Raw genomic sequence first — 25,044 nt, forward strand, 5'->3', positions numbered from 1 at the left:
CCTTTTTTTATCAAATTATTATATTGACTGTGCTCCATTATTTATATCAATTGTTTCTCCATTAATGTATTCTGGGCTTTCTATTGCTAACCACAATATGGTCTTGGCTACTTCTATTGGTTTTGCAATTCTTTTTAGATACGACCTCTCCTTTATCCTTTCAAATCTCTCATTGTGACCTGAATTGAGAATCATCTCAGTTTCCACTGGCCCTGGGGCAATTGCATTAATAACAATTCCTTTGGGCCCTAATAGATTTGCAAAACTTCTTGTAACATTCACTAACCCAGCCTTTGTTATTCCGTACCATATATCTGGATGTCCTACTTCAGCTGCTTGAGACGCAACATTTACAATCCGACCCTTTCCTTTTGCTAAAAATCCCTTTGAGATTTCTCTAATAAATGCAACTGGAGCTTCAATATTTATTTTTAAAATTCTATCAACTTGCTCCTGTGAATAATTCTCATAGTCTACCTTATTACTTATTCCTGCATTGTTCACTAATATATCAATGTCTCCTAATTTTTCTATTAAGGTTGGGATTTCATTTATATTACTTACATCAAACTGAACTTTTTCTACATTTTCGTTATTATTAAATTTAAAATTAGTAAAATCTCTTCCAATAACAATAACCTTATACCCTTCATTTAAAAAAAGTTCCGTAGTAGCTAGTCCTATTCCTTTATTCCCACCAGTTATCAATACTGTTTTTGACAAATCAAATTCCCCCTTATATTTGTTATTTAAAATTTAGAAGCTTTATTTTCTTTCTTATGATTTTTTATTCAACTAAAAAGTTGTAAATTAAACAAATTTTCATCCCAAACTTCTATGTTCATTGCAATATATTGATATCCTATAAAACTTCGGTTTATGTTCAAAGCTTACTTCTTGAATTACATGTTGATTTTCAGTTAAATAATATTTGTCATCATTTGAGATTATTGAAAACTTAGACTCTGGGTTCCAATAAATAGGGCTATATCTTCCACTTGATTTAAAACGGAATCCCGCTAGTATTTTTGACTCTACATATGTATCGAAATTCCAATCAAAGCAATCTCTAATCTGTTCTGAATAAGTATTTTCATAGCCATCTAATCTGGGCAATCCCTTTTCCTGTTAATCAGATTCTCTATTTGATATAACGCAGAATGCACCGTTTTCCTTATAGCCTATTACTCCTTTTACGGATGTATCCTCAACCACTCCTATAGGTTCTGATCCATCAACTCTAAAATTCTTTAAATCAATCTTCTCTATTGCTCTTTCATCCTGCTTTTCTAATTGTGGAATCCAATCATATGGGACTCTATAAGCCCTATAAACCATATTCATACTTGGTAGCTTTTTTTCATCCTTATATGGATTTATATACTCCCAGACGATTTCATGTTCTACTGTCACTTCAAAAATACGACCATCTGAGCCTTCTGTTATTAATGTGTTCCCATTTGGTAATCTTTGAACACTACTTACAAATGGACTATAAAATCTGCTAGAATCGAGTGGTTCAAGTAAACCTGCTTCCTTAGGTGTATATTGCCACACTATTTCTAATGTAACCGGATTAACTTCTAAAACCCTCGAATAATCCCTATGGGCATTCTGGCGTCCAGTTGGTGATACAGGATTAGTACTTCCATATCCAGCCCATCCACCATTATCAAAGATCAATATATTTCCTTCTCCTGGTAGTCCTTTTGGTATCAAATGTACATGGTGTTGGCCAATTATCCATCCTAACTTCTTAAGTTCTTCACTGTGGTCATAATTGGGTCCAAGCTTCCAAACAATTTTTCCACTCTTCTTTTCTACAATTGCTATAATATTAGCTTCTCGGCTATCCCAGATAATATTCTCTGGATTGAAGCGTTCATCACCTTCATCATACCATTTATTCGGTCCAAGTAATGATAAGGAATTTATATGGAGCCAATCTCCCATTCCGCCACCAGCAGGCCTCATGTTTGGATCTCTATAAAGTATATTTTTCGCACTTTCATCAAAACCTAATTCATCAAAACGCTCATTAGGGCTCCATTCCCAAATAATCTTTCCCTCCCAATTTACTTCTATAATTTTATCATCCAACAGTAACTTGTCTGTTATTTTAGTATTTTTTACATTCTCATGGGTAAGTATCAAGGTATTTCCTTTATCTACTAGTGGTTCCGATTCTGGTGCATAATAACCAACGGTACTGCCTTCTCTTTGATAATCATGATGTTGTCTTGCCATCCATTGTGGTATTTCTCCAGGATCAGCTATAAATTCTTTTTGGTCGAATTTCCAAACAATATTTCCATCCCAGTCCACCTGTACTAAGTCCAGCATATCTTGCATTCCATATGCAGTATTTCTTTCCCCTGTACTTCCTAGAACGTATCCACCTGGCAATATTTTATTAGGAAAGCCCTGCAGGTTTCTCCACAGCTTAACTTCCTTTCCATTCATATTTATTAAAAGTGCCCCTAATCCTTTTACTTGAAAAATCGTATAGCCACTCCAAGCCTTCTTTGGATTATAAAGAGTTACTCCTGTTGGATAAATAGTTGGATGTCCCATTTCAATCCCTCCTTTTATTATCTTCACTTTTCTTATATATTGTATTCAATATGAGTTTCTGCATCTTCGAAGAAATAAGAATATATTTTTTTCTTTATCCTAGCAAAATCTGCACTACCTCTATCTCTTGGTCTTCCTAAATTAACTGGAACTATTTCTTTTATTTTTCCTGGTCTTGCAGACATAACTACTATCCTATCAGCTAAAAATACAGCTTCTTCTATATCATGAGTTACCATGATCATAGTTGTTTTTTCTTTTTCCCATATCTTAAGAATCTCTTGCTGCATAGTGATTTTGGTCAATGCATCTAAAGCCCCAAAAGGTTCATCTAATAACAATACTTCTGGATTTGTAACAAGTGACCTAGCTATTGCTGCCCTTTGTGACATCCCCCCAGATAACTGACTAGGATACGCATTTTCGAAACCTTCTAACTTAACTAATTTTAAATATTTGCCAACAAGTTCCAACTTCTTTTCTTTTGCAACTCCATCAAGTCCAATCGCTACATTATCTTTAATAGTAAGCCATGGAAATAATCTATGTTCCTGAAATATCATCCCTCTATCTACATCAGGTTTTGTTATTATTTTGTCGTCTAAAATAACGTTACCGCTGTCGTAATCTAATAATCCTGAGATAATTTTTAGTAGAGTACTCTTACCACATCCACTATGTCCTACTATTACTAAAAACTCTCCTTCTTTTATATTTAAATTAATATCACTTAAGATATCTACATTTTCGCCTTGAACCTTAAAACTTTTATTTAAAGCATTTATCGCTAATTTATTTTCACTCATAGCCATTCCTCCGTTATTTTGTATTTTCCCATGGAGTTATCTTTTTTGATACCTTTGTTAAAACAAAATCCATTATTAATCCTATTAACGCAATAACGATCATTCCAACAAAAACAACCTCTGGTTGCATTAAACTTCTTGCATCGTTCATTCTATATCCTATTCCAGAACTTGCAGCAATAATTTCTGCTCCAACAACTGCCATCCATGATATTCCAAGTCCTAATTTGAGTCCTACAAAAATTGAAGGAAGTGCAGAGGGGAAATAAATTTTTCTAAACTTCTTCCATCTACTTAGGTTGTACATGTTTCCAACTTCAATAAGTCCTTTATCAGTTCTCTTTATTCCACTTACTGTATTCAATAGTATTGGGAAAAATGATGCTAAAATAATAACAATTATTTTAGATAATTCCCCTATGCCAAACCATAGTACTATCAATGGAATCCATGCAAGCATTGGGATTTGTCTTATTGCACTAAAAACAAAAAAGAAGAACTTATCTACTTTGCTATTCATCCCCATTATCACTCCAGAAAAAATACCTAAAACTGCAGATATAAGATAACCTTCAACTACTCTTTTTAAACTAATAGTTGCATCACCAATCAATTGCCCAGAGATTAGTTGAGTTTTAAATGATAAAAGTACTGTAGATATTGATGGTAAAATAGCAGATGAGAATATCTCATTTTTAGTTACATAATTCCAAGCTAATACAATAATCACAGGCAGTGCAATATAGTTAATATATTTTACTATTGATTTTAAACTTAATATTTTATTATCAGTTCCTAATTTTTTATCTTTACCTATAGCAGTTTTTTCAGTTCCTTCCATTCTCCTTACCTCCAAACTATATTTTTTCTTGATACCTATATAGAAAAAAAGCCTCTCAAAATACAGAGGCATATTTCTTCTATAGCTTAAAGTTGAAATTTAAATAATTAATGCGTTTATTTCTTTTCGAAGCTTTTCTTCTGACTTTCTATGATGATTTAAAAGTACAGTAGTTAAATCTTCTAATATGTTGATTGCTCCATTGAAGCCTATATAGCTTCTATTTAAAATAATATTATCTACTTCTGGGCATGAAACTACTTGCAAAGGAATATTTAAGGCTTCAGAAATACTTTTTTCCAAAGAACTTCCCAAAATCAATTCAATGTCATTAGCTTTTAGGATATCTTCAATCTCATCAAAATCTTCCGCATAATATACATTTTCTTCACTTTTCTCATTTTCTAAAGCTTCCTTCGCTTCTTCGCCTATTGGATCTGTAAAAACTTTCACTCCAGTAGATAATCCAAGGGTTTTGGTTAAGAAACTACTTATTCCGTTGACTATACTCTCATCACCGACAATGCCGTAAGTTTTATAAAAATTATAATCAACATATAAACTGAAAATATTATTAAGATAATATTCTTCTTTCTTCTTTTCATTATTGATAAACTCTCGGGCTTTTTCTTTGTCCAAATCTAATATCTCCACTACTTCACTAATAAACTTCGCAGTGTCATGTGCACCTACTGGATTAGCTTTTAGTGTTAAAAATGGAATCCCATAATTCTTTTTAAGGTTTTCTCCAACAGCTATTCCCCATTTAGAAAAAACTAAATTTAATGCAGCTGAAGGAACATCCTTCCACTGTTCTATTCCTTGTCCAAATCCAAATAGAATATTAGCTTTTAAACCTATAGCTTCAAGTATCCTTTTTAGTTCTTCTAGATTACCTATCCAATTTATATCTTGGCCTGGTATAATTCCAAATATATTTACTAACTTTAGATCTTTTTCAGTATTTACTTTAGTTACCTGTGGAAGCTGATTTATTATTGCATTTACAACTCCTTCATAACCTAAATGAGTTTTCCCTTTAAAACCTGGAGCCTTAAAATATATCACAGGCTCACCTTGTTCTTGTGCTTCCTTTGCCATTGTAATTACATCATCCCCAACAAGTTCTGAAGAACATCCACTTAAAGCAACATATAAATCTCCCTCAACAACTTTTACAGTATTCTTTATTTCCTCTCTTAGTCTTGATCCTCCACCAAAAATAACTTGTTTTTCTATGATATTCGTTGATGGAATATCAAAACCACTATGACTACTTACCCTATTGACTAGTGCTTGTTGAATAGTACAACCAGCTGTTGAATGTACTATAGGCACAACTCTATGGACTTCAGATAGCACATTAATAGCACCTTGCAGTGCACAACTATTGCGAGATTTTTCTAATCCTTGTGACATACTATTTCACCTCCTGTTTTATATACCAATTGGTGCTCTTCTTTAGCCAAGCTTCCTTGTATGGTAGTTGTTCTTCATATAATAGTGTTGCATTATTATCAGTAGCTTCCTTACCTCTTATAGCGGATTTAACTAACTTCACTAAGTTCTCATCTCCGTTAAATCCATAGAGTGCTGATTTACCAATAGATATAGGTATAACTCCAAGTTTCGCAGCCCATGAGGTTTTGTAAGGTGACCCAATATAAATATCTGGCTTTAACTTATATAAAATATTAGCTACTTCAAAAGTTTGTCCACTAGCAACATGAATAGGTAAATCATACTTTAACCCTTCCAGTTTGCCTTTATTAATTTCATCTACCTCATCCACTGTTAATCCTATAACGTCTCCCCCAAGTTCCTTAATCAAGGACACTAAACTGATTCCTATAGAAGTTGGCAAATCTATGTAAAACTTTAACTTTGATAAAGGCGCTTCTTCAATTAGTTTTCGTTTATTCAAAGCTTCCTTATCTATGATTTTTCTTGCAACATCTGTAACATTGAACAATTCAGAAACTAGCGAAAGCCACTTTTCTGTGTTTTTTCTTCCTATAGGAATTACAGAACTTATATACGGAACATTATAATGTTCCTCTAGACCTCTTCCGAGAAAATACCCTTCGTCATCATTTAATGCAATAGATACCTTTGCTCTTGAAGCTTTTTTTATATCCTCATATCTTGAAAACTTTGGAATAGTATTTGTATTTATCCCTAATTCTTTAAGAAACAAAAGAATCTCAATAAGATTTCTATTATTCTCTGATACAGAAATTAAATTTAAAAAGTTCTCCTTTTCGTCTTCCTTGTTTCCATTAACTAAATATTTACCGATGGCATGAAGCACCACATCATATCCATTTATTGCAGTTTTAGATTTAAATCCATCTGTAAAAATCGGTACTATTTTAGTTTCTAACTCTTCCTCAAGTTCTAAAACAACTGCACTAATATCATCATTATTTATTGCTACTACAGCAGTAGCTAAAACAAAGATTATTTTAGGTTCATGTTTCTTATAAGCTAAAGTAATAGTCTCTCTTAACTTCTCATCTCCACCTAAAATAGTATCTCTTTCATTTAAATTAGTTACATACCAGCTTGATTTACTTCCCTCTGCAAAGTAGTGGATTTTTGAGGTACTGCAACCTGCTGGACCATGAATCACTGTAACAGAATCCTCTATATCTAAAATTGCTTTTAATGCATAAATTACTTCATCATATGTAGCTTCTGAAAAAGTTCTTATATTTTGTCTATCTTCCTCTTCTTTAACAAGCTTATGAGCTGTTCCTACATAAGCACTTAAGGTACTTAATCTTTTCTCTCTTCCTTGAAGCTTATTACCATTAAACAAACTCATGAACATCACTCTCCTTATATACCAAGACTGCCCTCAACAACTCCTGTTTGGTTATCGTAAATTTTGTCGCCCCATTCTCTTGCCCAATCTCTCAACTCACTTACACCTAATGGATTTGGAACTACTAATTCTTCATTAGTTGCGATATGTTTTGCCAAGTCTCTGTATATATCTGCATGTTCAGCCTTTGGATTTGCTTCAATTACTGTTTTACCAAATAATTCACTCTGAGAAACCACTAAAGAGCGAGGTATATATCCAGCTACATTAGTACCTGTCTTCGATGCAAAATCATCTACTATTGCTTTTGAATATCCAGCTGTTAAGCCATTTGCAATAACTCCACCAAGCTTTGCTCCACCTGATGGTGCATATTTATTTATAGCTTTAAATAAATTATTAGCTGCGTAAATTGCCATAAAGTCAGATGAACTAACTACATAAGCTCTATCAGTAATTCCATCTCTTATAGGAACTGCAAAACCACCGCAAACAACATCACCTAAGACGTCATATAAAACATAGTCAGGTTTATATTCTTCAAAAAGATTTAAATCTTGAAGTAAGTTTACTGCAGCATTAATTCCTCTCCCTGCACATCCTACTCCTGGAACTGGTCCGCCTGATTCGATACAAAGTATTCCACCATACCCTACAACTGATACATCTGACAAGTGTACCTTTTTGCCTTCTCTCATACTATCTAAAACCGTTGGCAAATAATTATTTCCTCTAAGAGTATTAGTAGAGTCACTTTTTGGGTCACATCCTATTTGAATAACCTTATATCCAGCCTCTGCTAATGCTGCACTTATATTAGAAGTTGTAGTTGATTTACCAATACCTCCTTTTCCATAAATAGCTATATGTTTTCCTATCTTACTCATGATTGCTCTCCCTTCTGTGCTAAGTTTACTTCAATTACTACTTTTCACATATGTTTTGTATGTTATTATTGTATGTTGCACCCTATAAGATGTCAATTCATCTTACCTAATAGATATATTTTCACGTAGATAAAAGTAAACTTTATCCTATAGGGTTCTAAGTTCAAACCTTAATTTCTCATTGAGAATTTTTTTATCCTTATAATGTTTTCTATAAAAAACTTCCTTACGTACTCAAAGTATCAGAATTACGAGGATAAATAAATTTTTGAACATTAAACTCTTTGTATTTTTATTTTTTATTAAATTCTTCTAAGGCTTTTTCATAGTAGCTATTATCAACAAAATCATCTACATTTACATCCTTTGCAGTTAGATTTTGCTCACGTAAAAATTTATTTAGATTTTTCAGCTTTGCCACAGAACCTTCATCTATATCTAAAGTAAAGAAGTTAAATTTTCCTTTATCATAACTATACGCTTCTTTTATAGCTTCTACCGGATATCCTGCTTGAGCCATTATCTTATATGATTCTTCTGGATTTTTAATAACAAACTCTTTAGCTCTTAACAAGGCTTTTATAATTGCCACTGGAACATCTGGATTTTCCTTTATATAAGCAGTTTTCCCAACAAAGACTGTTTGGTTTGCATACTCTGGTTTATCGACGCTTGAAATTACAATTCTTCCTAGCCCCTCCTTCACAAGCTTTTGTGCTATTACATGGCTGGTTACATATCCATCTGCATTTTTAGATGAAAATGTTGATTGTGCTTCTGCAACTACATTTAATACTTCTACATCCTTCTCACTTACACCATGCTCTTTAATTATGTTTCCGAAATATTGTTGATAAATTGTTCCTTTTCCAACTATTATCTTTTTACCTTTTATGTCCTCTACAAATTTAATATCTGAATCTGGTTGCACAACAAGATCCATATTATACTCATTATTAGTAATTGCAAGGATCTTAACATCTTGCCCCTTTGACCTTAATACTGTTGGTGGTAAATCTCCATAATGTGCAACATCAATGCTTCCTCCAACAAAAGCTTCATTTACTGCAGGTCCTGCTGCTGGAAAATTTATATATTCAACTTTATATCCTTTCTTTTCTAATTCTTCCTCGATAAACTTCTTATCTTGTGCTACTCCAGCAAGTTCTCCTAAGAAATTACTTGTAGTTGCACTTCCTAATCTAACGACCTTTTGTGAACTTGTATCCCCTTGTTTTTTTACATTTGATTCCTGCTTCTGTCCGCAACCTACTAAAGCTAACGTTGACGTTGCCAATATTAAAATTGTTGCTATAACTTTTTTCATAATAATCGCTCCTCTATATATCTAATTATAAAAATCTTTCAACTTCTAGACTGACTTATTTTTCACCCTGAATACATATACAAAAATGTCTGTATATAGCTAACTCGACTTGAGCAATAACTTTAAATTAATGCTCAAGTCGAGTTCTTATTTCAAATATCTAGGTGAAAATTATAGATATTTATAAATATCTATATTTAACTTTTTAACATATTTCACTAAATAACACTTCATTATTTAAAGCTACTTTTACTCTCTAAAGTTACTTCTAGTAAGTACGCCTACTGAATTTATACTTCTATTATTCTGATTTTTTCATCTGGATTTTCTTTTGAAAAATCTAGAACCTTTATTTGCTTAGGTGTTATTTTATAGATATTATGAGTTTCTTTTGATGCCTTTAGTTTTGGTCTTCTTTCTGCTATAAATTTAAAACCTTCATTAAAAGCTTCTTCATCCTCCAAATTTTCTGCTATACCTTTTATTTCTACATTGATGAAATTAGGCATTTTTTGATTTTCATGTTGGAACAAAAGTGATATATTGTTATTTTCCTCAATCTGCTTTACTTTGTTACTTTTCTTAGCTGTTGAAAAATAAACTGTAAATTCATCTACTCCATACCCTCCAATGGCTCTTAAGTTAGGATTGTTTTCTGAATCCACAGTAGCTAATATGGCTGAAGGACTATTAGCTATATACTCTTTAATTTTTTTATTGCAACTTGACATTTTATTTCCCCCTTTTTTACATATTATAGGTTTTAAATGTTAAATCTTGATGTTATCCTAATATAGCTAGCTCAAATTTTTTAAATCATCTTCATAACCGCTAGTATCTATATTTCATAGTTTTATATCATACCCTAGAACTCTTTGCCCTTTGTTTTTTTATAGCTTATTAAAAACCTAGAAGAATTAATGGTTCATACATGTTCACTAAGTTTATTTGTATTAGTTAGACTTAATCATGTAACCCCATCAAAATAAAATGCTTTTATCTGAGGTGTAATTCTTTCCATTAATGCTATAACTTGATCCTGTAATTTTTATACTAAGCCTTCTTCCACTCTAAAAATATCGTGAATTAAGGTATCTGCACTAGCATTTGCATCATTTAATTCATCCCAAGTAACTCCATACTTTCTGTATATAGCAACAGTTTTAGTAGCTACCTCAAAATGCCACTCTGGTCTAGGTGTACGATGTCCCTCAAGAGCTGAGCCTACATTTACATTCCATTGGCTAGGGCTAGCTATTACACCTCTTGATACAAGATATTCAACAGCTTCAAGTATCGATGACTTAGGTTCAAGTCCTGATACAAAAGTTGATCTTACTTTAAATTTTCCAAAGACTTTTAATGCATATTCAATAGCATTTAACCAGTTTTCTCTTCCGCCACATTCTTCACTTTTACCTGGGCAAATAGTTTTAAATATGTTTTCATCCCAAACTTCTAAGTTAATTGCCACAGTTCTGTATCCAGCCTCTTTATATTTATCAAAAACACTAAAATCCAAAGGTGCACCAATAGTAGCTGTTCCGTTGAAGTCTTGTAATCCAGTGTATTCTTTTATAGCTTCAGCAACATCTATATAATAATCAACTTCTCTTCTTTCTGGTATGAATCCCCCACTGATTGTTACCTTATTATTTCCTTCTTTATATGCAGCAGCCACAGTTTCACCTATCTGCTTTGCAGTTTTCCATTTTATATTTTGACTCTCGGCATATAAATCTTTAGTGGCATTTATATTACAGAATAAGCAATCCTTACCTTTGTCCTTTAAGGCACATTCATTGCTATAAGCTACAAACACATGATTATATCCATAATCTTGCGCTACTGTTGCCATTGAAGTTCCATCAGAGGTCTTTAAACTGTAATAATTAGGTCTTTTCTCAAAGATGACCTTATCTATTATCAGCTTGTCTCCGTCAAACAACTGGAATCTTCCATCATTATATTTAAGAGAATATTGACTACCTTTATCCCAATGAAAACCAACACGGAATCCCTTTGGTAAGATTATACATGCTGGAAAATCAATTCCCGTATGCCCATGATGATCAACTGCAAATAAAGCATTTACCTGTTCCTTTATAGTGCCACCTAAATCTAAATTTTTAAATATATCAGGATCAACATTGATTCCTTCAACCAATAATTGATTCTTTAATCTTAACTCCTCGTAAAGAACTGTTTTTCTTTCATCTGTACTCATACTTCCACCCCTTATTATTTTTTATAATTATCTTACTTATTTATAATGTATTACTTAAAAAACTACTATCATATCTTTAAATATCTCTGAACAAACTCTCTTGTACTAAACGCATAATACTCGTACATAGTAAATACTTGTCTGCAAAATTTCAACACTCAGAAACTCAAATATATTTGCTACTTCATTCCACATAAAATAATTGAATTTAGCCAATTTATTTTTGAAAACATAATTAGCTCTAATGATTAAGAAATGTTTTTGACTGCCTTCATTTCCACTGCCCTACTTTTAGTTAAGAATAGATAACTTAACACCAATAAAAGTATTGGTATATAAGTTAGGAAAATAAACTTATAACTAAGCGCGTCTCCAATAAATCCACCAAACATTGGTCCAAAAGTAGTTCCTATTCCCGTACAAGCTGATAGTGCACTTGATACCTTCCCTTTTTTCCCCTTTACATTTCCTAAACTAGAATAAGTCACGATATTTAATAGCCCTGTACCAGCACCAAGTATTATTATGCCTAAAAAAATCACCCAAATATTTTGAGATGTTCCTATACCTAATAATCCTAATGCCATTGCTAAAAGACTTATTATATACAATGTCTTCCTACTATATCTGTATAACAGTCCTCCCCCTAAAAACACTACTAAAATATAAGCTACTCCTTCTGCTATCAAAAACCATGATGCATACTTAACATCTACCTTCAAAATGTTAACCATGTAAACCACAATAAATGTAAGAAATGATGAGAAGCATGCAGTGCTAATTCCCTCAATTATTACCGTTTGCCTTAAAACATTATCTTTTAATAACTCCTTAAACTCCTTTAATTGCTCCAAGATCTTAAATTTAACTATTATATTTTTTCTCTTTCTATCTTCCATAAGTATCAGAAGTAATAAAGGAACTATAGGTAGAAGAGTCAACATTGCAGTTATATTAAATATTGCAAAATAACTAAATGTACTTATAAAATACCCCCCAAGTAATGGACCAACAAAGGTTAATCCAATAGACATTGCCCCTCTATACCATCCTGACTTTTTTATTCCAATTTCATTTAACTTACTGAAAAATGCTGCATTTAATGATGTAAATCTTAGAGAGTTTGAAAAACCCTGAAGTGCCATAGAAATAATAATTATCAATGGCGATGATGAAAATGCTAATACAACTGTTGTTAGCGTACTAAAAATACTGCCCACAATATATAATTTCTTGGAACCGAAATTATCTACTAGTAAACCTGAAGGTAGCACCATAACCAAGGCTCCTATACCTGATATTCCCCTTATAATTCCAACCTCACTTGCAGTTGCTCCAATACTTACTACAAAAAGAGGTAAAACCATAGAAATAATTCCAGCGCACATACCTGTTAAAATATTGATTACTACAAACCCAAATAATAGGTTGCCTCCAATAATCTCAAACTTCTGCTTTTTCACATCATTACAGAATATCTTTTTAAACATTCTTTTCCTTAAAAATAGGCAAGCGCTGTTCTTCTATCCTATAAATATCATGAACTAAAAAGTCAGGTGATGGCGAAACATCAAAGTACTGTTCATAAGTGAATCCAGCTTTTTTAAATATCGCATAAGTCTTTTTCGCCATATCTAAATGCCATTCTGGAGTTGGTGTCCTATGTCCCTCAAGCTTTGATCCTGGATTAGGATTCCACGCATTTGTCAAACTTAAAATCCCCTTTGATGCAAAATATTCTACACCTTCTAAAGTTTTATTCTTAGGTTCTATCCCAGTAACAAAACCTGTTCTAACTTTTCCAAAACCAAAGACTTTTACTGCATATTCAAGGGCATCTACCCAATGTTGCCAGCCACCACATTCACTTTGTTTTCCTGGGCAAATTGTCTTGAATATATTTTGGTCCCATATTTCTAATTGAATAGCTATAGTTCTAAAACCAGCTTCCTTATATTTATCTATTACACTAAGATCCTCTGGTGCTCCTATTACAGCCGTCCCATTAAAATCTTCAAGTCCTGTATGCTCCTGAATAGCTTCAGCTACATCTATGTAATAATCAACTTCTCTTCTTTCTGGTATAAATCCACCAGTTATATTGACATGTTTTCCATTATCATATTTGAAAGCTGCTGCCACTGCTTCTCCTATTTGCTTTGGATTTTTCCACGTTATATTTTCTTTAGCTGCATAGGTATCTTTAGTAGCGTTGGCATTACAAAATAAGCAATCTAATCCTTTATCCTTAAGAGCACATTCATTACTATAAGCTACCCCAATAGTTCCTCCTGGGGTAAAACTTGCTACATGAGACATAGCTGTTCCATCTGAAGTTTTTAAGCTATAATAATGAGGTCTTTTATCAAATTCAACTTGAAAAAGTTCTTTGTCATCTTCAGCCAAATAATATTTTCCCTCACTGTATTTAATAGAAAACCTTGACTTAACATCCCAGCAAAAATTATATCTAAGGCCATTTGGTGATATAAATCCACAAGGAAAACTGATTCCAACATGCTCCTGATGATCCATTTCGAAAAGTGAGTGTATTTGTTCTTGATATTCCCCTCCTAAATCAAGATGCTTAAAGATTTTAGGATCAGCATTTATACCCTCAATATTTACCTTAGCCTTTAACTCCAACTCTTTATAGAGAATTTCTTTAATATCACTCATTTGTTTCCCTCCTTCGATCCTTTATTAGTTGATATAAACTAGTTGCTTAGTTTAATCAACCATTTTTTACTTCTTCATAATAACTTTTATTAATCCATTTATTGAAATCTACATCATTTTTTATCAAACTATTATTCTTCAAAAATTCTATAGTTGATTTTCCACTATTAATAGTTTCACTACTTATTTCTATTTCATCTACATAATCATTTTTAGGATATAAGTATTTATAAGTCTCCTCAGAATTCCCTGCTCTTTTCCATTGTTCTAAACTTGCAGTAGAATCTTGGTCACAAAGCTTTTTAGCTCTTACTAATGATTTTAATATTGCTTTAACTATATCTGGGTTATTCTTAGCAAACTCTGTTCTTACTATGGTGTAGCTAGCAGTATTCCACTGCGGATTGTCTCTATAATCTACTATCACCTTTGCTTGCCCATTCAGCACAAGCTTTCCTAAAGTAATTCCGCCAATAACTGCCCCGTCAACATTTCCTGAAACTAGCGCATCTGCTGAGTCTTGAGCATTCATGTTTACAAATTCAATATCTTCAACCTTAAGTCCATTACTTTTTAAAATATCAATAAGTACCTTGTGCATAAATGCTCCCTTTTGAGTAGCAATCTTCTTTCCCTTTAAATCTTTTACAGAGGTAACAGTAGAATTCTTTGGAACTATAAGAGATGCACCGTTAACAAGCCCTGCAGAGCTTATTAGTTCCGTATCTATTCCAGCTGCTTTACCAATAATAGCTGGTACATCACCTAAATTACCAATATCTAAATTCTTACTAGCTAAGGCTTCATTGATAGCTGGTCCTGCACCAGTCATAGGAACAAATTCTGCTTCTGCTCCTACCTTTTTTAACTCTTCATCAACAAATCCACTATCTCTAGCAAGACCTAATGTACTGGAGATTTGTCCTGTACCTGTAACATCTACAAAGCCTATTTTCACCTTATCAGCTGTTTTATTTATACTAACGTCTTTTGTTACTATTTTTTCATTACTATTGCAGCCCGTAACATTTATAAGAGTAATCCCTAAAATAGCTATAAGGCTAAACAATCTATTCTTTTTCATTTGCGTTACCCCCATCCTACTAAAGGTTTATAAATATTTTTTTATATCTTCAACCTTATTTAATTCTTCCCAAGGAAGTTCTAAATCCACTCTACCAAAATGACCATATGCTGCTGTTTGCTTGTATATAGGTCTTTTTAAATTTAAGGTTTCTATTATTGCTGCTGGTCTTAAATCAAATTCCTTACTTATTATTTCTGATATATCGTCATCACTAACTTTTCCTGTTCCAAAAGTGTCAACTGTTATAGATACTGGACTTGCAACTCCTATAGCATAAGATATTTGTATTTCTAACTTTTTAGCGACTCCTGCTGCAACTAAATTTTTTGCAATCCACCTTGCTGCATATGCACCTGATCTATCTACTTTTGTTGGATCCTTTCCTGAGAATGCACCACCACCATGTCTTGAATATCCACCATAAGTATCAACAATTATCTTTCTTCCAGTTAACCCAGCATCCCCTTGCGGCCCACCAATAACAAATCTTCCAGTTGGATTTATATAGTATTTTGTATGTTCATCTAATAATTCAGATGGGACTACTGCTCCTACTACCTCTTGTAATAAATCCTTTTGAATTTGTTCTAGTGTTATTTCTGGAGCATGTTGGGTAGAGATTACTATTACATCTACTCTTATTGGAGTATCGTTCTCATATTCAATAGTTACTTGCGTTTTACCGTCTGGTCTAAGATATGGAAGAGTTCCATTTTTCCTAACCTCTGATAATCTTTTTGCTAACTTTTGAGCAAGGGTTATTGGAAGTGGAAGATATTCAGCTGTTTCATCTGTCGCATAACCGAACATTAATCCTTGGTCCCCAGCTCCAGTTAAAGCATACTTGTCCTCTTCTCCTTCTCTTGCTTCTTTAGCAGTGTCAACTCCTATAGCAATATCTCTTGATTGTTCATCTATAGCTGTTTGTACTGCACAAGTTTTATAATCAAACCCATATTCACCACTTGTATATCCGATTTCCTTAATTGTTTCTCTAACTACCTTTGGTATATCAACATATACTTTTGTAGATATCTCACCAAAAACATTTATAAAACCTGTTCCTGTCGCCGTTTCACAAGCAACTCTTCCTTCTGGATCTTGTTTCAATATTTCATCTAAAATAGCATCTGACACTTGATCACATATTTTATCTGGATGTCCTTCTGTTACCGATTCTGAGGTAAATAATTTCCTACTCATTGTTCATCTTCCTTTCGCCTTTTAGTTAATATAGACGTAAATCGTTTTTCTTACTTTTCTTATTTGTTTACTGTGTTATCATTGTATGTTTCACTACAAATAATGTCAATTATTAAACCTTAACACATGTATTTTCACATAGGTAAATATAAACAATTTCATACATCTGCATAATAAATTTTACGTATAAACTAAAAATCCTATATATCAAAAGCCTATATCTTCGTTTTATAAGAAGATATAGGCTTTAATTTTTTTAATCTAAGTTTATAAAAATTTTTTAAAAAACTATTTAATTTCCTAATGTCTTTTATTTTTTGTGTCATTGAAACTTAACTGAAAAAAATGTTAACAATTAATTAAATCTTTATAAGAAATACATTACATTTGTATTTTCGGTGTAATATGTTATATATTAACTTTTATAAATATTTTTTCAATTAAACTCAACTTTTTATATAATTATTTATTTATAAAAGCTTAATTATTAAAAATATAATAGGCATCTTAAAACTATTACTTAAGTTAAGATACCTTATAGAAAAGGAGCATTATTATGGTTAATAAAATTTCATTATTTTCACTAGACCCTATTAATACTGAAAGACAAACTGAGCTTGATATCTTAAAAGGCTTTTCCATCTTATTCATGGTTCTAGTTCATTGTTTTGAGGAATTTAGTACTTGGCCTCTTGCTCCCAAAACATCTACATATGTTATTGAATTTTTAGGAAGTCCCCCGTCAGCACCAGTATTTATGTTTCTTCTTGGACTTGGCATTGTTTACTCTAGAAACAACGATGCAAAAGCGCTTTTTAAGAGAGGACTATATTTGTTTCTATTTGCCTATGCCCTGAATTTTTTTAGAGACTTTTTACCCAATATTATAGTGTATATTACTACGGGAAATATCGAGGATTATACCGAGGCAGTGGAACTTTTCTGGGGTGTAGACATATTACAATTTGCCGGAATTGCCTTTATGTTTTTCGGTATAACTAAAAAATATAGATTTAGAAATCTATATTATCTACTAGCTTCTATAGTATTTGCAGGGCTAAATCTTGTCCTTGCTGGGGCATGTACTGGCAACCATGTAATAGACTCACTTCTTGGCCTTCTTTGGAGTACTAATAAAGACTCTTGGTTTCCTTTCTTAACTTGGATAATATACCCTGTATTTGGATATTTATTTGGACAACTGCTCATATATTGCAAGGACAAGCAAGTACTTTATAAATTATCTTTCTATGTATCCTTTGCAGTTCTAATTCTTTTTGCTGAGTATTCATATCTTAAAGGCGTTGACTTTGGAGCTGTTGATGGTCTTTTTCAAGAAGGCTACTATCATCATGACATCATCGGCAATATCACTATTCTCGCTTTTGTAATTTGCTGGGCAAGTACAGTATATTTTATTACACCACATATACCATATATCATAAAAAGAGCACTTGTACGATGGAGTAAAAATGTTACAGAAATTTATTGTATACATTGGATGATAATAAGCTGGTCTCTAATTGTACTACCAACACTTTCTTTACCTGCAATATTTATATTTTATGCTATACTTTGTATTGTTAGTGATTTTATCTCAATACAATATATCAAACTAAAAAAAGGTGCCAATTTTCACTTTAAAAAAGAGTTACCTGAGTACCAATAAAACCATGTAATATTTAAGGATACTTATTATATGGAGACATGTGTACTTAACAGAAAAAATACAAATTAATAAAAAAATCTATGACTTTATAAAAAAATAGGAGTAAAACCCACTTCCGAGTGTTACTCCTACCTTTTCTTTATTAAAAGCTAAAAAAGAAAGTCTAATAGATAATATATAGTATATAGTGATTAACTTAGTCCTAATTATAAGAATATTAGAATTGTTTAAACATACTTTTATCAGTTCCACATATTGGACATTTATCTACATTAGCACCTATTTCAGTATATCCACAGACAGGACATACATAAATAGGTTCACCGCCCATGTCTTTTCCTTCCTTTGCTAAATTTTGAGCATCAGTAAATAACTTAGCATGGATTTTTTCAACTTCCAATGCAAATCTAAAGGATCTTTGAGCATCTTTTTCATTTTGGAAATTTGCTGTTTCAAGGTACACTGGATACATCTGTTCTACCTCATGTATTTCTCCATTGATGGCACCTTGAAGATTGTCAACCACTGTCTTTAGTCCAAATATTGCACCAGCTACAACAGTTTTATCTCCAAGTTCATCCTTTAAAACATTAAAATGATTCTTACCATGAACCCATTCTGCATAAGCTACTCCCCTAAAAAGTCTACCTATATTAGGAAAACCGTCCTTCTCAGCAGCTTCACCCCACACAAGATATCTTTGGTTAGCCATACTTTCTCCACCATAGGCTGAACGTAAGAAGTCCGCAGTCATCGCATTCTTAACTGACATAAAAAACACACCCTTTCAAATAGTTCTATCTTTTATATTATTGTATATAAATCCTCAATTCATTCAGTAGAATTTAATGAATTTCAAATTTGAAATTTAGGTATGTCTAATTTATACGATGACTGACATTCTTAACACTGTTATCTTATATAAAATATTACAGTGAAAACGCCGTTTATCTTAAAAATTTTCTTGATAAAGCAACAACAAAGCTTGATGTAAAGAATATTCCTAAAAGCCCTTCAAGTCCAGCCGCTGCTTTCATAAAACTTAGTGGAGAAATATCACCATACCCTACAGTTGTAAAAGTCATCATGGTAAAATAAAATACATTTCCAAACTTACTTATTAGTAAATGGAAATCAAAATTTGAGCTTTCTATCATTTTAAACAACATTTCAAATAAGTTCTCTGAATTTATTGGAACTTCTTTATACAATAGAAGATACGGGAAATTACAATAGAATATAAAAAAAATCATCATAATAAAGCCCATGGACATTAACGTCCTAGTCCAACTTGTATAATACTTTGTAGATTTTTCAATTAAAAAATCTAATATTCCAAGGCTTAACTTATTCTTTTGTCTTCTCTCTAATCTCTCATATTTTTTAAAATAATAAAAAGTTTCTAGATATTGTTCTATTTTTCCGTTAGATCTATATATCTCTGCTACATGAAAATAGTTTGACTTCGTTTTGTTATAATCACTTTTATCTATTAAAGGCTTGTACTTTTTATAATCCAAAAGTTCATAGTCTAAATAACATTTATCAGCAAAATTAGTCCTATATATTCCAAGTTTTCCATCAATCTTATCAAAATCAATTTCTGAAGTTCTATAGAAGGAACAGTGAGAAAATCTTAATTCTCCTGTCTTTTCTATTTCAATTTGATTAAACTTACTTAACCCTTCAAATCTACAATCTATAAAATCCAATGTATTGTTGATTTTTATTTTATCCAGTATAAAGTCCTCCATAATGTCTACTTCTTGGAATAATGATTCTCCTTCGTAGTTACACTGATGTATCTGAAAATTATAAAAGTCAGAACCCTTGATAGTAATCTTCTTTTTAAATCTATTATTATTTATAAATAATTTTTCACACTTAGAAAATCTTATATAAAAATTTCTGTTCATTATAGAATCATTGATAGCTATATAACTAAATTGTGCACTTGCTAAATCTAAGTTCTTCATAAAATAACAAAAACTAAAATTCAAATACATATCTTCTGTGATTTTCATTTCTGAAGAATAATCAATTTTAAATTTTTCTAAAAATATTACATCGTGAAAAGCCCCATAAATATTATTACATTCACAGGTAACTAATAACCCTAATCCCCGATCAAGGTAATTTATTAAGTTTGAAGAATACTCCTGTAATTTTTCTTTTGTATTTATGACTTTATACTTTTTCTTTTCACCATGTTTTACTATATAAATAAACTCTGCATTTTCTGGTATATTCTCCTGACTTAATTCATTAAAATCAATGGTTATCTCCCTCTCAGGAATAACGAATATATCATAGCCGTAATCAAATTCTGTCTCTAATTCAATTACTCTTTCCTCTTCACTCATCTCTCTACTCCATTATTCTACACAAATATAGGTTTATCTTACTTATTTTTAATTATATCACATTTATAACTAGCAGATATCCTATATTCTTATCGATAAGTGTTGTTGATTGATAAGTATTTATCATAAGTAGTAACTTATTATTTCATATTTTGGTCTATAAGTACCTCTATCATAGCATTAGTTTTATTTAGGAAGCTTTTCGTTATTATATAATTCTCTGTCTCTTGATATTGTACTTGTCTAATATCATCTTTTATTTCATAAATAATTGCATCGGGGTATGCCATTATTATAGGCGAATGAGTTGCAATAATAAATTGTGAGTCTTTTTCCACTAGTTCATGTATTCTTGAGATCATGGACATTTGCCTTGAAGGAGATAAGGCTGCCTCTGGTTCATCAAGTATGTACAATCCGTTTCCCAAAAATCTATTCATAAAAACTGAGAAAAAAGATTCACCGTGGGATTGTCCATGTAGTGACCGCCCTCCATAAGATTGAAGCAAACCTGGATCTTCTTTTTCTAAGTCTTCAACATTTGTAGCAAAATTATAAAAACTCTCTGCCCGAAAAAAGAATCCATCTTTAGGTTTTCTTAATCCTTTCACCAACTTAATATAGTGCCCTAAATCTGAGTGAGTATCTCTTGATGAAAAATTAAAGTTTTTTGTTCCTCCTTCTGGGTTAAAGCCATAATTAACAGCAATTGCTTCTAAAATCGTTGATTTTCCTGAGCCATTCTCACCAACTATAAAAGTGACCTTTGGATGAAATTCTAAGTTTTTTAAATTTATTATTGCTGGCAAAAAGAATGGATATTTTGAGAAATCTTCTATCTCTTCTCGTTTTAATTCTATACTCCTTAAATACTGATTTCTTTTTAGTATACTCATAAAATTCTCCCATCTACCTATTTACCCAAGATTGATCACTCTAACTTTGTTTTTGAACCATATTTTACTCTTAAAACCTACTTTACTCTTGAGAAATAATTTTCCCTTGAGACATACTTTATTCTTGGTGCATAATAATTTCCGATTGAAAAAATCTTTCCTGAAATTCTGTTAAAGCTAAAATTTGTTCTTTATTGTATTTATTTAAGTTTCTACAAACCACTAGCTTGTCTTCATTATCATTAATTCTGTGTATTATTGCTATAACATAGCCTTGAAAATTTTCTAGTGGTTGAAACTCACCAATAATGTAAGCATCTATTTCTTCACCATCTCCTGAGACTGTGTTAGGAATATACCCATAATTCAGTGGATATATAAAGCCATGTCTGGGGTGTTTTGATCCAATTTGTCTATCCATAATCACCTTGACTTTTTCCCCTAAATATTCTCTCATCTTCTTAACCCCCATCTTTTATAATCAATAGACACTTGGGATACCTGCTTTTTTATGGGCATTATAAAAGAATATAAACCGTTGTTTTTGAGTATCCTCAAGAGATTGCTGTTTTAAAAACTCCATATATTCTCTTAATAATTGATTTTCATGCTTTGCGGGAAAAGCACAATGCATTCCTGAAGAAATATTCATACCTTCAAAGGAAAATATCCTTGTAAATATCAACATATCAGAATTAGTAGTTTGGCTCATTACTATATCTGTTAGCCTTGTATTTTTCCCGTTGCCAAATAAATCCTTCATAAAAATAAGCCCTTTATTTTCTGAAGTATTTACTATTCTAAATAAAGATGTATATGAATTTTCTATTGCTTTTGAAAATTCAACTTCTTTTTCATTCTCTAGCCCTACTTGTTCTTTATATAATTGTATAATTTTTTTACCAGCTATCTCAACTTCGTTTATAGCATAGTCGAAAATATACAAAATCTCTTCTTTACTATCAACAGAAAACTTTTTTTTACCATATGTCATCCCTAATGCCTTTGCCGCAGCAAATACGGTCTCTTTTGGATAAACATCCTTCATAAAACCACTAAGCTTCTTATTAATGAATTCATAGCTATCTTTTTTAATATTTTTATATCTTTCTATGTGTTCATCCATAATATCTAATCCTTCCTTTAGCTTAAGGTTACTTCCATCTTACCACAGAGATCGTATTCTAATACAAATGGCTTTTTATAAAATCTATAATTTGATTATTCCTTGAAAATATTTTAAATAAAAGTTTTACTCTATATATTCTTATAAAATCAAATTTAAAGTACTATAAGTTCTATATTACTCCTTTTCCTTCAATGCTTCACCTATACTATTTCCATAATTTCTGCACCTATCTAAAGCATCACGATTTGGATTCCATAATTCTTTTATTCCATCTTTCATTATTTCAAATCCACCTTCTTCAAGTTGTTTTGTGATTATTTTTATGCCTTCACCACCCCAACCATAGCTTCCAAAGGCAGCAGCTTTTTTCTCTTTAAATTCTAAGCCCTTCATCATTTCTAATATTGCTGCTGTAGAAGAAAGGATTCCTTTATTTATAGTTGAAGACCCTACTAATATGGCTTTTGATTTAAATACCTCCGCTATAATATCATTTTTATCATTTTTTGATGAGTTATATATTTTTACAACAATATCTTCATTGACATCTTTTATTCCTTCTGCTATGGTTTCTGCCATTCTCCTAGTTGCATTCCACATAGTATCGTATATTATTGTAATTTGGTTTTCTTGATAATTATTTGCCCATTCCACATACCTATTAATTATCTGAATTGGTACTTCCCTCCAAATAACACCGTGACTTGGGCAAATCATATCTACTGGTAAATTAAAACTCAATACTTCTTGAATTTTTTTTACTACTAGAGGACTAAATGGTGTTAATATATTTGCATAATATTTTATGGCTTCTTGGAATAATTCTCCCTTATCAATTTTATCGTTATACATCTCTTCTGATGCAAAATGTTGACCAAAAGCATCGTTACTAAACAATATATTGTCTCCTGTTAGATATGTAAACATGCTATCAGGCCAATGGAGCATTCTCGCTTCTATAAAAATCAATTTATTTTTACCTATTTCTAAAGTATCTCCAGTTTTAACCTCTATAAAGTTCCAATCTTCGTGATAATGAGCCTTTAACATTTTTGCTCCATTTTTAGTACAATAAATCGGAGTTCCAGGTATCTCTTTCATCAACTCTGGTAGAGCACCACTATGATCCACCTCTGAATGATTTGCAATAATATAATCTATCTCATCTAAATTAATCTCTTTTTTTAAATTAGCTATAAATTCTTTAGTAAAAGGTTGCCATACAGTATCAATAAGTACTGTTTTTTCATCTCTAAGTAAATATGAATTATAGGAAGAACCCTTGTGAGTAGAATACTCTTCTCCATGAAAATTTCTAAGCTCCCAATCGATTTTTCCAACCCAAGTAATCGTATCATTGATTTTAAATGCCACAATTAACAGCCTCCTAACATATTTTAAATTACACTAGCCGCTCTCTTCTTATTATGTTTATATTTTCACAGTTCATTCACTTTTAATTACATGTAAGATATTTAAATGATACAGCGACCAACTGCAAAATTTCCACATATTCATTACTACGAGAAGTTGTAAAGAAAATATCTATACTTTAGGCACTAAACAAAAAACTCCTACTGTAGAATAACTATATCTACAGAGGAGATTTTTTTTGCTTGTCCCTTTATATATAAAGAATTTTTAATTTTTTTATATTTCTTACCAACGTGCTCTATAGCCTCTAACGTCTACGTGAGTAAATGTGCTATATCTTCCTAAACCACCATCTCCAAAGATTGTTTCTGCATTACTTGCAACAGTTGATGGAGCTACACCAGAAACTTGGATATCAGCAGCAACACTCTTCATGTGGTATGAATTGTCTTCTCCACCAACTTCCGCATTGTGTTTTGCGCATCTGTATCCAGAGTTAACTGTAGTAGATTTTCCACCTAGTTTTGCTCTTAAAGCTTCTAATCTAAGAAGTAATGAAGTTTTCATACCTCCTCCTAATGAACCACAGCAAGAACACTTAAATTCTGATTGAGAGAAGTGTGCTGTACTTGCACCATAAGCTGGTTTTGATAACCATTCTGTAATTTTAGTATTGGTTGCAGATCCAACAATACCATCAGTTGTAATTCCACTAGCAGATTGAATACCTTTTACTGCATCCACAGTATATTGTCCAAAGTCTCCATCTGCACCTGAAGGTCCTAAATAAAATCCTAATCTAATTAGCTTTTGTTGTAATGCTGTTACCTCTGCTCCTGTACTTCCACTTTGAAGAACTGCTGCTTTAGCAACATTGGCTGGTGCTATTAATAATGCGAAGACAAAAAAACTCATTATTAATAGTTTTTTTCCATGAAATAGTTTCATTTTCATTTCCCCCTTACTATTTTACAGTTTTTCACTGCTTAATTTGAATTCTACCAATTTTTTCATTAAAAGTAAATATGCCTTGCATGTTTTTGCATAATTTTAACATATATTTAATATTATTCATTTCGTATATCTTAGTTCAATTGTATGGTTGTATATAAATTTTCATTATTTAAATGGTAAAATCCTTATATTTATAGTTTA

At 31.7% G+C, this 25,044-nt stretch carries 23 protein-coding genes; 1 reads left to right on the forward strand and 22 read right to left on the reverse strand.

Annotated features, from left to right (window positions below):
* Positions 1–18: 18 nt before the first annotated feature.
* The 15 genes from CLOCEL_RS17415 to metK form a co-directional block, all read right to left on the reverse strand.
* Complete coding sequence (locus tag CLOCEL_RS17415) at positions 19–723, reverse strand: SDR family oxidoreductase (protein ID WP_010073568.1); 705 nt, start codon at positions 721–723, stop codon at positions 19–21.
* A gap of 99 nt (positions 724–822) precedes the next feature.
* On the reverse strand, positions 823–1,116 hold the full coding sequence (locus CLOCEL_RS17420; protein WP_010073569.1) for a hypothetical protein: 294 nt from the start codon (positions 1,114–1,116) through the stop codon (positions 823–825).
* A 12-nt stretch (positions 1,117–1,128) separates the two neighbouring features.
* Positions 1,129–2,574, reverse strand: coding sequence for an aryl-sulfate sulfotransferase (locus CLOCEL_RS17425; protein WP_010073570.1), 1,446 nt, complete (start codon positions 2,572–2,574; stop codon positions 1,129–1,131).
* A 32-nt stretch (positions 2,575–2,606) separates the two neighbouring features.
* A complete protein-coding gene (locus tag CLOCEL_RS17430) occupies positions 2,607–3,380 on the reverse strand; it encodes an ABC transporter ATP-binding protein (RefSeq protein WP_010073571.1) in 774 nt (257 codons plus the stop codon).
* A gap of 13 nt (positions 3,381–3,393) precedes the next feature.
* On the reverse strand, positions 3,394–4,221 hold the full coding sequence (locus tag CLOCEL_RS17435; protein ID WP_010073572.1) for an ABC transporter permease: 828 nt from the start codon (positions 4,219–4,221) through the stop codon (positions 3,394–3,396).
* Positions 4,222–4,320: 99 nt separating this feature from the next.
* Positions 4,321–5,640, reverse strand: coding sequence for a nitrogenase component 1 (locus tag CLOCEL_RS17440; protein ID WP_010073573.1), 1,320 nt, complete (start codon positions 5,638–5,640; stop codon positions 4,321–4,323).
* Position 5,641: 1 nt separating this feature from the next.
* Positions 5,642–7,048, reverse strand: coding sequence for a nitrogenase component 1 (locus tag CLOCEL_RS17445; protein ID WP_010073574.1), 1,407 nt, complete (start codon positions 7,046–7,048; stop codon positions 5,642–5,644).
* A gap of 14 nt (positions 7,049–7,062) precedes the next feature.
* Positions 7,063–7,935 carry a nucleotide-binding protein gene (locus tag CLOCEL_RS17450; RefSeq protein WP_010073575.1) on the reverse strand — a complete coding sequence of 291 codons (873 nt, stop codon included), beginning with the start codon at positions 7,933–7,935 and terminating at the stop codon, positions 7,063–7,065.
* A gap of 292 nt (positions 7,936–8,227) precedes the next feature.
* The gene (locus CLOCEL_RS17455; protein WP_010073576.1) at positions 8,228–9,262 is read right to left on the reverse strand and encodes an ABC transporter substrate-binding protein; all 1,035 of its coding nucleotides are present in this window, start codon (positions 9,260–9,262) and stop codon (positions 8,228–8,230) included.
* A 290-nt stretch (positions 9,263–9,552) separates the two neighbouring features.
* Positions 9,553–9,993, reverse strand: coding sequence for a pyridoxamine 5'-phosphate oxidase family protein (locus CLOCEL_RS17460; protein WP_010073577.1), 441 nt, complete (start codon positions 9,991–9,993; stop codon positions 9,553–9,555).
* A 317-nt stretch (positions 9,994–10,310) separates the two neighbouring features.
* On the reverse strand, positions 10,311–11,489 hold the full coding sequence (locus tag CLOCEL_RS17465; RefSeq protein WP_010073578.1) for a radical SAM protein: 1,179 nt from the start codon (positions 11,487–11,489) through the stop codon (positions 10,311–10,313).
* A gap of 248 nt (positions 11,490–11,737) precedes the next feature.
* Positions 11,738–12,979, reverse strand: coding sequence for an MFS transporter (locus tag CLOCEL_RS17470; protein WP_010073579.1), 1,242 nt, complete (start codon positions 12,977–12,979; stop codon positions 11,738–11,740).
* Complete coding sequence (locus CLOCEL_RS17475; RefSeq protein WP_010073580.1) at positions 12,972–14,168, reverse strand: radical SAM protein; 1,197 nt, start codon at positions 14,166–14,168, stop codon at positions 12,972–12,974. The genes CLOCEL_RS17470 and CLOCEL_RS17475 overlap by 8 nt, the downstream gene beginning before the upstream one ends.
* 55 nt (positions 14,169–14,223) lie before the next feature.
* On the reverse strand, positions 14,224–15,252 hold the full coding sequence (locus tag CLOCEL_RS17480) for an aliphatic sulfonate ABC transporter substrate-binding protein (protein WP_010073581.1): 1,029 nt from the start codon (positions 15,250–15,252) through the stop codon (positions 14,224–14,226).
* A gap of 27 nt (positions 15,253–15,279) precedes the next feature.
* Positions 15,280–16,458, reverse strand: a complete 1,179-nt coding sequence (metK, locus tag CLOCEL_RS17485) for a methionine adenosyltransferase (protein ID WP_010073582.1) — start codon at positions 16,456–16,458, stop codon at positions 15,280–15,282.
* 556 nt (positions 16,459–17,014) lie between these two features.
* Between metK and CLOCEL_RS17490 the strand changes: the two genes are divergently transcribed.
* Entirely contained in the window at positions 17,015–18,127 is a 1,113-nt protein-coding gene (locus CLOCEL_RS17490) for an acyltransferase family protein (protein ID WP_010073583.1), read from the forward strand.
* A gap of 217 nt (positions 18,128–18,344) precedes the next feature.
* Here the strand turns inward: CLOCEL_RS17490 and CLOCEL_RS17495 are convergent, their stop codons facing one another.
* From CLOCEL_RS17495 to CLOCEL_RS17525, 7 genes are all read right to left on the reverse strand, one after another.
* Positions 18,345–18,899, reverse strand: a complete 555-nt coding sequence (locus CLOCEL_RS17495) for a rubrerythrin family protein (RefSeq protein WP_010073584.1) — start codon at positions 18,897–18,899, stop codon at positions 18,345–18,347.
* A gap of 175 nt (positions 18,900–19,074) precedes the next feature.
* The gene (locus tag CLOCEL_RS17500; protein ID WP_010073585.1) at positions 19,075–20,490 is read right to left on the reverse strand and encodes a potassium channel family protein; all 1,416 of its coding nucleotides are present in this window, start codon (positions 20,488–20,490) and stop codon (positions 19,075–19,077) included.
* Between the two features lie 140 nt (positions 20,491–20,630).
* Complete coding sequence (locus tag CLOCEL_RS17505; protein WP_010073586.1) at positions 20,631–21,386, reverse strand: AAA family ATPase; 756 nt, start codon at positions 21,384–21,386, stop codon at positions 20,631–20,633.
* A gap of 118 nt (positions 21,387–21,504) precedes the next feature.
* The gene (locus CLOCEL_RS17510; RefSeq protein ID WP_010073587.1) at positions 21,505–21,843 is read right to left on the reverse strand and encodes an inorganic diphosphatase; all 339 of its coding nucleotides are present in this window, start codon (positions 21,841–21,843) and stop codon (positions 21,505–21,507) included.
* Positions 21,844–21,867: 24 nt separating this feature from the next.
* The gene (locus CLOCEL_RS17515; protein ID WP_010073588.1) at positions 21,868–22,512 is read right to left on the reverse strand and encodes a DUF7986 domain-containing protein; all 645 of its coding nucleotides are present in this window, start codon (positions 22,510–22,512) and stop codon (positions 21,868–21,870) included.
* Between the two features lie 177 nt (positions 22,513–22,689).
* On the reverse strand, positions 22,690–23,889 hold the full coding sequence (locus CLOCEL_RS17520) for an anaerobic nitric oxide reductase flavorubredoxin (protein ID WP_010073589.1): 1,200 nt from the start codon (positions 23,887–23,889) through the stop codon (positions 22,690–22,692).
* 285 nt (positions 23,890–24,174) lie between these two features.
* Positions 24,175–24,837 (reverse strand): D-Ala-D-Ala carboxypeptidase family metallohydrolase, encoded by a 663-nt coding sequence (locus tag CLOCEL_RS17525; RefSeq protein WP_010073590.1) that lies wholly within the window; start codon positions 24,835–24,837, stop codon positions 24,175–24,177.
* Positions 24,838–25,044 lie beyond the last annotated feature (207 nt).

This window comes from Clostridium cellulovorans 743B (genome assembly GCF_000145275.1).
GTDB lineage: Bacteria > Bacillota > Clostridia > Clostridiales > Clostridiaceae > Clostridium_K > Clostridium_K cellulovorans.